Origin of the sequence: Chryseobacterium joostei (assembly GCF_003815775.1) — a bacterium.
Lineage (GTDB): Bacteria > Bacteroidota > Bacteroidia > Flavobacteriales > Weeksellaceae > Chryseobacterium > Chryseobacterium joostei.
On the sequence record NZ_CP033926.1, the window covers coordinates 199,144 to 211,432 of the forward strand.

Annotated in this window: 6 protein-coding genes; 1 reads left to right on the forward strand and 5 read right to left on the reverse strand. The window is 37.0% G+C overall.

Annotated elements, in window-relative coordinates; genetic code table 11:
* Window positions 1–21 precede the first annotated feature (21 nt).
* From EG359_RS00880 to EG359_RS00900, 5 genes are all read right to left on the reverse strand, one after another.
* Window positions 22–5,670: a hypothetical protein gene (locus EG359_RS00880; RefSeq protein ID WP_076355919.1), complete on the reverse strand. Its 5,649-nt coding sequence runs from the start codon at window positions 5,668–5,670 to the stop codon at window positions 22–24.
* A 91-nt stretch (window positions 5,671–5,761) separates the two neighbouring features.
* Window positions 5,762–6,625, reverse strand: coding sequence for a tail fiber domain-containing protein (locus tag EG359_RS00885; protein ID WP_076355917.1), 864 nt, complete (start codon window positions 6,623–6,625; stop codon window positions 5,762–5,764).
* A gap of 42 nt (window positions 6,626–6,667) precedes the next feature.
* A complete protein-coding gene (locus EG359_RS00890; protein WP_076355915.1) occupies window positions 6,668–7,204 on the reverse strand; it encodes a TetR/AcrR family transcriptional regulator in 537 nt (178 codons plus the stop codon).
* A 249-nt stretch (window positions 7,205–7,453) separates the two neighbouring features.
* A complete protein-coding gene (locus EG359_RS00895) occupies window positions 7,454–8,176 on the reverse strand; it encodes a hypothetical protein (protein ID WP_076355913.1) in 723 nt (240 codons plus the stop codon).
* 186 nt (window positions 8,177–8,362) lie between these two features.
* Window positions 8,363–9,244, reverse strand: a complete 882-nt coding sequence (locus tag EG359_RS00900) for a cupin-like domain-containing protein (RefSeq protein WP_076356052.1) — start codon at window positions 9,242–9,244, stop codon at window positions 8,363–8,365.
* Window positions 9,245–9,617: 373 nt separating this feature from the next.
* On the opposite strand from EG359_RS00900, the gene EG359_RS00905 reads away from it, so the two are divergent.
* On the forward strand, window positions 9,618–12,185 hold the full coding sequence (locus EG359_RS00905) for a M1 family metallopeptidase (protein WP_076355911.1): 2,568 nt from the start codon (window positions 9,618–9,620) through the stop codon (window positions 12,183–12,185).
* Window positions 12,186–12,289: the final 104 nt, after the last annotated feature.

A 12,289-nucleotide genomic window follows, 5' to 3' on the forward strand; every position in this document is an offset into this window, starting at 1 on the left:
CAGTTTTTATGAAGTGCAAATTTAATCGTTATCTACTCTGGTCCATTTTCCGTTTTCTATCCCTTCGTAAAAATGATCGTTATGGTAAATAATAGCTCCCTGAATATGAGTTTTATTTGTTGGAAGCGTTAATGTTTCAGGGATAGCATTTGTATTACGGATCAGGAATACTTCATTTCGTTCCTTTACTACAATTCCTGTTCCTGAAATAAGTCTTGTTACGCCCGCATCCGTTGGCGGATTTGATACAATAGACGGATTTAATTCTGATAAGCGTCTTGCTCCCATAGCGGAAGTACAACCTCTGAGAACATTATCCATCAACATCATAACACCGGGAGTAGGGCAATCAGGGTTGATGTTCACAATCATCTCTTTATTGTTGATGGTAACCGGACAAGCTTCTCCAGTGGCAAATCGGATGCTTTTAAGACGATATACAAATGTTCCTGTTTGGGCTTTAGAATGAAGAATTATTGCTTCACCATTAGCTGCAGACGCGATTTCTTGATCAGGACCTCCATTCATGCTATAAGTAAAGATATACGCTTGGGCCAGAGATCCTTTAAACTTTACCTGTACATCTCCGGAAAGCTGCTTCACAGCACTTGTGGCTGAAGAAGTACTACTGTCTGCCGGCAATTCAATAGCAGAAATGGTAAAATCCTCTGTAATATTACATCCGTCCTGACTATAAGTAACATTTACCCTGTAGTTTCCTGGCTGTGTAAATGTTACCAATGGACTTGTGCCCATCACTCCTGAGCTGGGAGTATTAAGTTTAGTCCAGGTATAGGTTGCGTTAGGATCCGTTCCATATAAAGCTGATGCATCATAGGTTTTTGGAAATTCAGAGGCGCAAAGGGCCTTATTTCCTCCGAAGCCTGCTGCCTGTACATTGGTAGGAACAATGGTAAGGTTGGCTGTATTTCCTAAGTCCTGACTATTGCCATAGGCACTCACAGAACGGGAAAAGTTGAGGTCTCTGATGGAAGCATAAAACATGGTGTATGCTGCTGCAGGATCCAGATTAATTGTATTCTGACCAGCTGTTGACTTGATTACAGAGATTCTGTTACAAGGAGTTCCTGTCATGAACAGATTTTCAGTTACAGTCTGGCTGTTTTCTATCTGATAAGATCCCGGATTGAAGTATAACGTTTTATACTTACCTGCGGAAGTCAGCGTACTTACAGAATTGACGGCAGAACTACCCAGGAAAGTCATTTTATTGAAATTCCAGATTTTTGATCCTGTATTTACTCCTCCGTCTTTCCAGATGGTAAGATCACCAAAGCTTGCTGCATCAGGAGTATTGATGGTAAAGTATCCTGTATCGGCTTTAGTGGCAGATGCATTTAAAGTGATTGGATTATTCCCTGAGCTAATATAAAAATAAGGGCTATAGAAGCTATAATAAGGAATGGCTGCTACGTAATAGTTGGCAGTACCAATACTGTTTGTTCTTGTTCCCGTAATAACAGACTGCCCAAGATCTACTACCGGGTTATTATTGATTGTTTGATTCCAGCTGAAATTAACCAGTTTCATAGGCTGGTCATTGGTTTTAAATCCGGCTGCGTTATTAAAATTAAGATCTCCCTGGTATGGACTTTTCAATTCAAAATAGTCTTGGGAATTAACATTCAGATAAATATAGGTTCCTTTTGTATCGATATATCGTATTTTTCCTAGGGAGGTTCCCTGTGTCATAACAATATTTCGGGTTAGCCCATACGTTGACATCGGAACTATAATTTTTAGATCGCTTTGCAGGGTAAGGTTTCCATACACATTCAGATAATAAGGATTATTGCCACTTATACCAAAGTCAAGCACTGGCTGATTAGGCGCATTATTAAAAGTGATATTATTGGCTTTTGACAAGTTATTTCCTCTGATAATGATTTTGTTTGAGGTTGCTGTAAACCCTGAATTCTGATCAAAGAATACATTATCAACAGCTGTAGGAATATCACAACCTGCAACAGGTATACCTCCTGAACTTAATGACCAATGTTGAGGATCTTGCCATAATCCCTGCCCTCCAATCCAGTAAAGATTTCTTGGAGCGGAGGAAATGGCATCCTGAAAATTAATACCGGTATTTCCTCCTAGGTCGGTACTTCCTGTAGCTATATAAGTTTGTCCGGCAGAAGAAGAGATAGCTTTAAACTGTACCTTATCCATTACATAATTGGATGGGCTGGTGCTGTAATTAGGAAGTATTAAGGTTCTTAATTGTGCATTTGATGAAGCAAAAGTAAGTCTGTCTAAACAGTCTCCCAATATCTTTAGTGACTGGTTGACTTGTAGATTTCCGTCTAGGGCAACAAAATTATTTTTTTCAATGGTTAGGTTATTCACAGCCATAGGTGTTTTAAGAACAATGGATGGATTAACCTTATCAATTCTTGAATTGGTTGCTGAGTGAATAATAAAGTTATTGATAATCCCACCAGGGAAGCTAAAAGAGATAATATAATCTGTATTGGTAGAGGAATTGGTATATTCTATCTTTTCAAAATAATGGTTTAAATTATTGAATGTAATATCGGAATCGGAGCCCCCAAAGTTTCTTATTAACTTAATAACACTATTGGCTGTGTTTACAACGGGTTGTTTGGTATTGATGATAAAGCTGGAACTAACAGTAAGATCTGCGTTGTCCATCAATAGCTGAGAACCGTTTATATTCACAACATTAATGTTCATTACGGTACCGCTTATATCCAAAATGTTTCCGGGAATACTGGTTTGTCCAATACTAGCATTACCGGTAAGATCATACTGTGAAGTTCCTCTGTTTATTTTCCATTGCGCATCTCCTGCAAAATTTAGGGATGAAGTTGCTCCATTGGGAGTCACATTTTTTAAGGTACCTGTAGGTTTATTAATATTCACAAACGTAAAACCACTGAAATAGCCAGCATCATAATATCCCGCATGCAAGACTGCATTTCCGTTGACATTGATCTTATAATAGTTGCTGTTTCCTGAAAAATGAGATTTTGAACCAGGGGCTAATCCGATGAATGTTATATCATTAACAGAAACATCATTAGAAAGCTGTATACTGGTGATGCCTGTTGTAGAAAATCCGGAATACTGATCAAAGAAAACATTATCATTAATGGTAGGAAGACCACAGTTGGCTGTTGTTCTTGTACTTGTAGGATCCAGAGACCAATGGCTGAGGTCGTTCCATGTGCCATAGCCTCCTTTCCAGTAAAAATTTTTAGCAGTAGTGGCCATGAAATTAATCCCGGAATTACTTCCGCTGTCTATAGAGTTGCTGGCGTTAATAGGTTTTGCTCCTGCCACCGGATTAATATAGCTGGCATTAATCCCTGAAAAATTCATTCTGTTCAATTCAACAAACCCATTACCATTAATGTTGTTTCCCAGAACGAGGTTACTTCCGCCCTGACCTGTAAAATTGAGAACCATATCACAGTCTGCGCGATTATATATCCAACTGTCTGTTATGGTAAATTTGGTAGTATTATCAAACATATTAATATGAGAAGAACTATTGATGGTAACATTTTTTGCTTTATTGTTTCCATAAAATCTTAGATCCCCTCCATTGGCCTGGAAAACATCAGTATTCATATGCTGTATATCTCCGACACTATTTCCCTCTTTGTAAACTTTTCCAAAAAAGTTATTGGTATTTCCTGAACTATAATATCGCCCGTTATAGTTTTGTATGTATACCGTTGTATTAGGTGCCATGATGGTTTGCTTGGCTAGAATATTTAAGATGTTCTGACGTAGCAGGGCATTGTCTATATTGACATTATTACCACCTAACCATAATTCCCCAGACTTTATTTTTCTTCCGTCCGCATAAAGATTACCTGTCAGGGCATTGTTGTCAAAATTAAAGACCCCTCCAACTTCCAGATCATAAGGAGTACCTGAACCAGATGGCAGGAGGTAGAAATTATCATTCCCAAAGATGCTCAGCTGATTTATTTTCTGACCTTCAAAGTTCATGTAACGACTTACAACAGGATCTCCTGAATTGTTTTTAAGCAAGGTTATTGCTACAGGAGCCGTCATATCCTTTTGAAGATAAATACTGCCATACAAGTTCATCGTAACACTCAAAACAGGATTAGCCGGAGCATTATTCCAGTTCATATTCCGTACTGAAGCAACTGCTCCATTATTACTGATATTGTTATTTCCTGCCGTAAACCCTGAGTTTTCATTGAAGATCACATCATCATACATGATAGGGATACAGTTGGCAGAAGGTCCTCCTGATGTAAAAGACCAGTGTGCCGGATCGCTCCAGCTACCACCACCACCTATCCAGTAATAGGTTTTTGTCGTAATTCCGGGATATGTAATATTTCCCGTATTATTTCCACCGTTGATTCCTGCCGTTGCAGAGGCTCCTCCCGTAAGCTTTGTAGTCGTTAAATTGTAACCATTAAAAGAAGCAATTCCATTTCCGTTGATAGAACCAGGGAGAATAAGATTTACAGGCAATGAAATATCTAAAGCTCCAAACTTTGGAATAGCTCCGTTACATGGAGTATTGGCAATAAGGGTTTCATTAACCTGAAAATAGGTAGAAAGAGTACCTATGGGCTGACGAAAATTATATTGTCCGCCATTCAAGGTAAGATTATTGATGTCAAATTGTGACGCCCGAAGGATATTATTTCCCTTGCCAAGAGTCAAGTTTTTGACTTCAAATCGGGAGCCTGTCATCTCAGCGCTTCCATCACCAATCACAATATCATTTGCCTTAAGTAAAGTGGCATTAAAGAGGCAGGAGTATACATTTACTTTATTAATGTTGAATTGATTTCCTGTAAAATTTCCCCCTGAAGTTCCCACACCTGTTACTTCATCAACGGTCAATAGATTTCCGCCTGATATTTGAGCATACCCAGAAGAAGTCAGGAGTATTTTTTTGATATCCTGAGTTGTTTGTATGTTCAGTGAAACAAAAGTAACAGTAGCTTGTGTAAGATTTACAGACGAGTTAAACGTCATTGAGCTGGTAGTGGTTATTGTAGAAGATCTAAAATTGGATGCTGCCGTAGAGCTGTGGGTGAGCATCAAAGAGCTTATATTTTTATGATCTGTATCAAGAAAGGCACTATCACTGATGTTGAATAGAAAAAATCCGTTACTGACAAAATTTTTCACAAGCTTGAAAGTTCCGTTTCCTTTAAGGTTAAAAGAAGACTGATACCCTCCATTAACATATCCTGGATCAATCATATTATCCGGGACATCAATGAGGTTTGGAGTCGGATTTGAGCTGTCCGAAAACAAATTCATGGTCAGGTTATAATAAGCACCGGCATTAGATTTCCATTTCAGATTTCCGTACACATTAAAGACACTTCCTGCCGGAAAGCTAAGTTTCGTGTTAAATGAATCATCTATGATAAAATCCTTGCAGGTAGCTGTTGATGGAATATTAAGCATGCCTCCGCTGGAAGTAAAACCACTTCCCGACGTGATATAAACATTATCATAACGGGAAGGAATAATGGTAGCTGCCTGCCCTGATGATGAGCCTATACGCCAGTGATTGAGGTCTGTCCAATTACCGGGGCCGCCCACCCAGTAATAGTTATTTTGCGCCAAAAAACTCTGGCTTATCAGAAAGAGCAGTATGAAATATAATTTAAGTTTCATGTTCTTTGAATTACAAGATTAATAATGAACTGAGATAAAAATCTCAATCCCTGATAGTAATGAATAAGTCAAAAATCGATTTCCTCGATGGTTATTTTGACTTTTTCAGTTGCTGTATTTCTTTTTGTAATTCATCTATTTTTTTGCCCTGTTCCTGAACGGCTTGTAACAATAAAGGGATCAGCTCATTATAGTTTACGGATTTATACCCCTCGTTATCGGTACTTACGATGTTGGGAAGAACTTTTTCTACGTCCTGGGCAACAAGGCCATATTGTAGCTGTGCATTTCCTCCTTTCTTTTTTCCGGTTTCGTTCCAGAAGTATGAAACTGGCCTTAGCTTACTTACTATTTCGTCAGAAGATTTAATTTCTGTGATGTTTTGCTTCAGTCTTTCATCAGAGTTATAGTCTATAGCACTGGCTTTTACAGTTCCGGCAACGTCCAGCTTAGCAGATGCTGACGGAGCGGTTCCAATGCCTACACTTCCTGTTCCGGAAAAAACAAGATTTTTGCCATTAAGATCCACATTTCTTGATGCCAAAGGTGTTGTGATAGAGCCATCTGCCGTGTAGATATTAGAATTTACACCCATGCTTTCCCAATTAGTGCCATTCCAGAAATAGTAACCCGGCTGCGTGATTTTTGAAACTTTTGCAGTAGGAGAAGCAGGAGAAGCAGTTGCATAGATCATCAGGGATTCTGTTCCGGGTTGGATGTTTGCTGTCATTGTTTGGATCTGATCTCCTGTAAGACGAGGGATCATAAGGCCTTCTGCCTGTGAAGTTCCGTCTGTTTTGGCAGTAATATCCAACGTAGCTTTTGGATTAGGAGTATTTATTCCTATTTTACCACCAGCCTGAGAATAGAGTAGTGAAGTGATGGTAGTGCTTCCGAATAGGCATAGCCTGAACACTGCAGAATGAGTCTTCTGCAAGAAAGTAGAGTTTTGCATAGTTTTTTAATAGCTTTTAACTTGAGTATATTTAATTCTTCCTTAGTGTGAAGAGTTGAGTATATTTTTGATAGCAGTCTTAGATGTTTCGATTAATTCATTGGATCTATAAAGCTGGCTGGTAAGTATTGAACTTTCAAAAAGGAGATAGATATGAGATGCCGTATGCTCATCCTCAATCTCTTCATTGAAGAACTCCCGCAGTTTATTTTTATGATAACGTAGAACATTGTGGATTTCAACTTGGTCAGCTGGTATTTCAGAGAGAAGATTCAGGAAGCTGCAACCCCGGAAATCTTCCTTTTCGTTCATATAAATAAGAAAATCAAATGATTTCAGTATTTTCTCTTCAAGATTTTTCTCTTCTGATATAAATTTTTCCAGTTCAGAAACCCAATAATCATATCTTTTGTTGAGAAATTCAATGCATAGATCGTCCTTTGACTTGAAGTGCTGGTAAAAGCTTGCCTTTGATACCTTGGCGTCTTCGATAATCTGATTGATACCGGTACGGTTATACCCTTGTCTGTGAAACAGAAGCATAGAGGTGCTTAATATTCTTTCGCGAGGTCGAGACATTGATTATTGTTTTTCACAAATGTAAATAAAAAATGAACAGACTGGTGTGTTTGTTAATAAAATCTTAAAATAATGTTTTGATATAGTCTTTTTATTGATTTTATTTTATTGTAAATCAATTATTTGTGTATATTTTTTATTTTGTGAGATCAATAAACGTAAATCTATTTTTAGCATTGCGTTTTTAGAGTGAATCTTTCAATTAAAATATTCTTTTCGCCGAAAAAGTACTTAGAATAAAGGGATTTCTCAAATGAATCCTCCCGCATAGTAGATTTGTATAAGAAAAAACAGCAAGGTAAAGATCCATACCACATAAGGATGATAACGAAAATTTTCCTTTAAAATATGATGCAAAGCCCTGAACAATTTTATCAGCCCGATTACTCCTATCACAACAAATACAACAAAAACAATAAAAAAGATATAATCTCTGGATTCATAGGCTCCTGAGTCTGCCAATTTTGAAAGATGATCCAAATAAGACTGTACATTTACCGTTTGTCCAAGAAACATCGCAGAAAGAATTAATATAAAAAATGGAGTAGAGGTGTAAACGGTAGTATAGATAAAGGAAAAAAGAAGTGTACGAAAGGCTACTGTGTTCACTTTTTCCTTTTTATACCACAATAATATTACACTGAAGATCACGGCTGTAAAGTTATTCATCAGGAATATAAACAAGGCTTTTTCTACCATACTTAGCCCCTTTATCTTGGAAATAAAGCTGTGCTCTCCGCTGTAATCCATGAGAAGTACGGAAACAATTACAGAAGTATAGACTGAAAGCTTAATGGGCGACAAATAATCACGAAAGCGTTCAGTTTCTTCCTTTTCCATTTCATGTACAGACAGATCATAACATCTGCGGGTATCCTGAAATAACTTGAAAATGGTTACCGGTACCAGCAATATTTCAATAATAATCTGAAGACACAGCTTCTCAAAGCTGTCAATCAATTTTTCGAACATACATGAGGAATTAAGGGAACGGGTTCACTATGCAATTTAATTAAATTTTAAGTGCAAGTGGTAAAAATAAAATGATTCGGAGGAAGAATTCAGAATCATTTGTAGAGAGGGATTCTCATTAGATGAGATTGATCATATAAAAAATAGGTTGAAAGAAAAATCTCTCAACCTGTTTATCAATATTTTTTATTTTGGAAGTCCTTTTTTTAAAGCAATATTAGCTCTTTCCACGGCTTTTCTTTCTTTCCAGTCCATGTACCTTTTTTTGTACCTGCCTTTCATGAAGTTATCAAAATTACGTTGAACTGTAAGATTCCAAAGAGAATGTGCTTTTACAGCCCAGCTTTTGTCCCAGGCACGAAGAGAAATAGAGAATGATCCGTCAAGATACTTCATCCAGTGCCACCAGCCGGTTGGCATAAATAATGTATCTCCGTGTTCCAGATAACATTCAATTCCTTCAATACCATCCAATGCAGGAAATTTTTCAAAATCCGGGTTTGAAATATCATAGTCTTCCAGAGCATAGGTTGCATAAGGAAGCTTATACAGGCGGGTTTTCCATTTGTATTCAAAAAGAAGAACGTGCTTTCTCCCGTTGAAATGGGTATGGAAGATGTGAGGCATGTCAATATCGTAGTGAAGGAACGTTACAGAACCTTTTCCTCCGAAAAACATACTCGGATATTTATCTAAAAACCCACCCATCAGATTCTTTGGCGGAACATAGTCATCCAGCAATTTAGGAGCAAATTTGATTGGGTCGAAAAAGAAAATTCTAAGATCGGTAGGTTCCCGTTGGATAAGATCAACATATTCGCTAAACGGCATTTTAGTCGTTGGAGTGTTGATGGGAGCAGCAGGATCAGCCTTGGCACTGTCATATAAAGGAACAATCACATCGCCTACAACCTCCTTCATGTACTCCATCGTCCATTTTTGATAGGCGGGCCATTTCTTTGCCATGTTTTTGATTACCACGGGTTTACATGGTTTTAAATATTTTTCACGAAATTCTTCTTGTGAAATATCTTCTACTACATCAATAGGTTTAAGCAGTATGCCCATTTGTTTCAATTATATAGCTAAAGTATTAAATATTTATGAAAAAAAATACAAAGAATTGCATTTGTTTGGAATTAATATAAATAAATATGAAAATATGCTTTCAGATTGCCTTAATCTGTTTATAGTAAACGTATTATTTGGACTTTTGTATTTCAAAAAACATTGTTTTTACCTGAGAAAATATATGCATAAAATGCAGTAATTGTGTGTCTTAAAATTGGGGTGGAAATAAATGTCTGATTTTTTATTAAAATAAATTACTAACTGGAAATAGTTTCTGGTTCATGTCCGTAATAAATTTCAAAATTTTAGTCTTGCTGGGTTGGGTTATTTCAATATTACCCATTCCAATTCCAATTCTTATATTTGATCTATGAAAAAAGCAGGTCTGTTAGCGTTATTTTTAGTTGTTTTCAATAGTGGTTATCATGCCCAAATGAAGCCTTTACCAAAGATTGAATCTGGTGTATCTTACGAGTTAGCTCAATTTCGAAAGAATACACTCAAAGAAATTAAGTATGAACTTAATCTGAAGATCCCGGAAAGTAAGTCAGAAAGGATCTCCGGAACAGAAGCAATTACTTTTAACTATAAAAAACAAAATGAAGCTCCGTTACAGATAGATTTTAAAGAAGAACCCTCTTCACTCATCTCTGTCTCCGTGAACGGACAACAGATAAAAACAGTTCTGGAAAACGAACATGTCATTATTGAAGCAAAGTACCTGAAATCGGGATTTAACCAAATTAATATTGCCTTTATTGCCGGAAACGGAGCATTGAACAGACGTGATGGATACCTGTATGCTTTATTTGTTCCGGATCGTGCAAGAACAATGTTTCCATGTTTTGACCAGCCTGATCTGAAAGCCAACTATTCCTTGACGTTAACTATTCCTGAAAAATGGAGCGCGATAGCCAACGGAAAGCTTAAGGAAACAAGTATCCAGCAGGCCCAAAAAACATTGCGTTTTGAGCAGTCGGATCTGCTGCCTACCTATTTGTTTTCTTTTGCTGCCGGAGATTTTAAAAATCATACAGAGAAAATCAGTCAGCAGGATTCCAGGATTTTATACCGTGAAACAGATTCCGTGAAAATTAAAAACAGTATGGATTCAATTTTCACTTTATATAGGAATTCTCTTTCTTATTACGAAAAATGGACAGGCATTAAGCACCCCTTTCAAAAACATGGGTTGGTTGTTATTCCTGATTTTCAATTCGGAGGAATGGAACATCCGGGAGCTATATTATTTCAAAACTCCACTTTATTTTTAGATCAAAATGCTACACAAAACCAGCTAAATAACCGCTCCAATCTTATAGCCCATGAAGTTGCCCATCTTTGGTTTGGGGATATGGTGACAATGAATTGGTTCAATGATGTCTGGATGAAGGAGGTTTTTGCCAATTTTATGGCAGATAAAAGTACCGGCGCATCTTCAGATAAAATGGTTTATGATCTGAAATTCTTAACAGGGCATTTTCCGGCAGCCTATTCTGTGGATCGTACCTTAGGAGCTAATCCTATCCGACAGGTTTTGGATAATCTGCAGAATGCAGGGATGATGTATGGGCCTATTATTTATGATAAGGCACCCATTATGATGCGTCAGTTGGAATTACTGATAGGTGAGGAAAATTTTCAAAAAGGAGTAAGCGAATACCTTAGAAAATATGCTTACAGTAATGCAAGCTGGCCGGATCTTATTACCATTCTTGATCAACATACACCGGAAGATCTGCAAAGTTGGAATAAAGTGTGGGTGAACGATCCAGGCAGACCTGTTATCGATTATGATATACAATATAAAGGCAATGCAATTGAAAAATTTATAATTTCTCAGAAACCAGAATATGGAAACGAACAAAAATACTGGCCGCAGGAATTTCAGATCAGTTTATTTTATGCCAACAAGGTTGAGAAGGTTAATGTAAAACTGTCTGGAAAAGAACAAAGCATTTCAGAGTTAAAAGGGAAAAAGAAACCTCTGTTTATCCTGCAAAATTCCTCTGGAATCGGGTATGGAGTATTCAAAACTGAAAAGGCAGTAATATCGGAATTCTCTTTGGTAAAAGATCCGATAAACCGTGCAAGCGCTTATATTTCTTTATATGAAAATATGCTGAACGGCTCAGGAACCAACCCGCAGGAATTATTACATTTTTTTACTGAGCAGTTGCCAAAGGAAAATACAGAATTAAACTTACGTTTGATTACCGGTTATATTTCTACTATTTACTGGGATTTTTTATCTGAAAATACCCGATTGAAAGAATCCGGAAATATAGAAGATACATTATGGAAAACATTGCAGGTGCAGACGGCAAAAAATAATAAGAAAATTATTTTTGATTGCTATCAGGGAATATTTCAGTCTCAGCAGGCCTATGATAATCTGTACACCATTTGGAAATCCCAGATGCCACCAAAAGACGTATCCCTTAATGATGATGATTTTACGAACCTTGCCCTTGCTTTATCATTACGAAATGCTAATAATAATGATTTATTGCAAGAGCAACTGGCAAGAATCAAGAATCCGGATAGGGTAAATCGTTTTAAAATTATTATGAAAGCTGCTTCTTCAGACCAAAAAGTACGTGACGATTTTTTTAATGGTCTTATGCAAAAACAGAACAGAGCGAATGAATCTGCTGTTGGTTCTGCATTAGGCTACCTGCATCATCCGTTAAGGCAAAATACTTCTATTCATTATCTTTCCAATACTTTAGAGGTTTTACAGGAAATACAAAAAACGGGAGCTATCTTTTTCCCGGATAATTGGCTTCGTTCAACGTTTAGTAATTATCAGACTCCAAAAGCATTTGATATTGTTAATCAGTTTCTTTTGAAAAATCCTGATTATAATCCAATTCTGAAGAATAAAATTTTGCAGGCAACTGACAATTTGAAAAGGGCTCAGGTTCTTGTGAAATAAAGCTCATTCAATTTATGATAAAAACCAAGCCCCAGATAAATATACTTGGGGTTTTATATTTAAAATAGAGTACTATTTTCAGAGGCAATTCGGGCATTTTTTTA

Coding starts and splice junctions, on each gene's coding strand:
- EG359_RS00905 (WP_076355911.1), top strand. CDS start 9,618: ATGAAAAAAGCAGGTCTGTTAGCGTTATTTTTAGTTGTTTTCAATAGT.
- EG359_RS00895 (WP_076355913.1), bottom strand. CDS start 8,176: ATGTTCGAAAAATTGATTGACAGCTTTGAGAAGCTGTGTCTTCAGATT.
- EG359_RS00890 (WP_076355915.1), bottom strand. CDS start 7,204: ATGTCTCGACCTCGCGAAAGAATATTAAGCACCTCTATGCTTCTGTTT.
- EG359_RS00880 (WP_076355919.1), bottom strand. CDS start 5,670: ATGAAACTTAAATTATATTTCATACTGCTCTTTCTGATAAGCCAGAGT.
- EG359_RS00900 (WP_076356052.1), bottom strand. CDS start 9,244: ATGGGCATACTGCTTAAACCTATTGATGTAGTAGAAGATATTTCACAA.
- EG359_RS00885 (WP_076355917.1), bottom strand. CDS start 6,625: ATGCAAAACTCTACTTTCTTGCAGAAGACTCATTCTGCAGTGTTCAGG.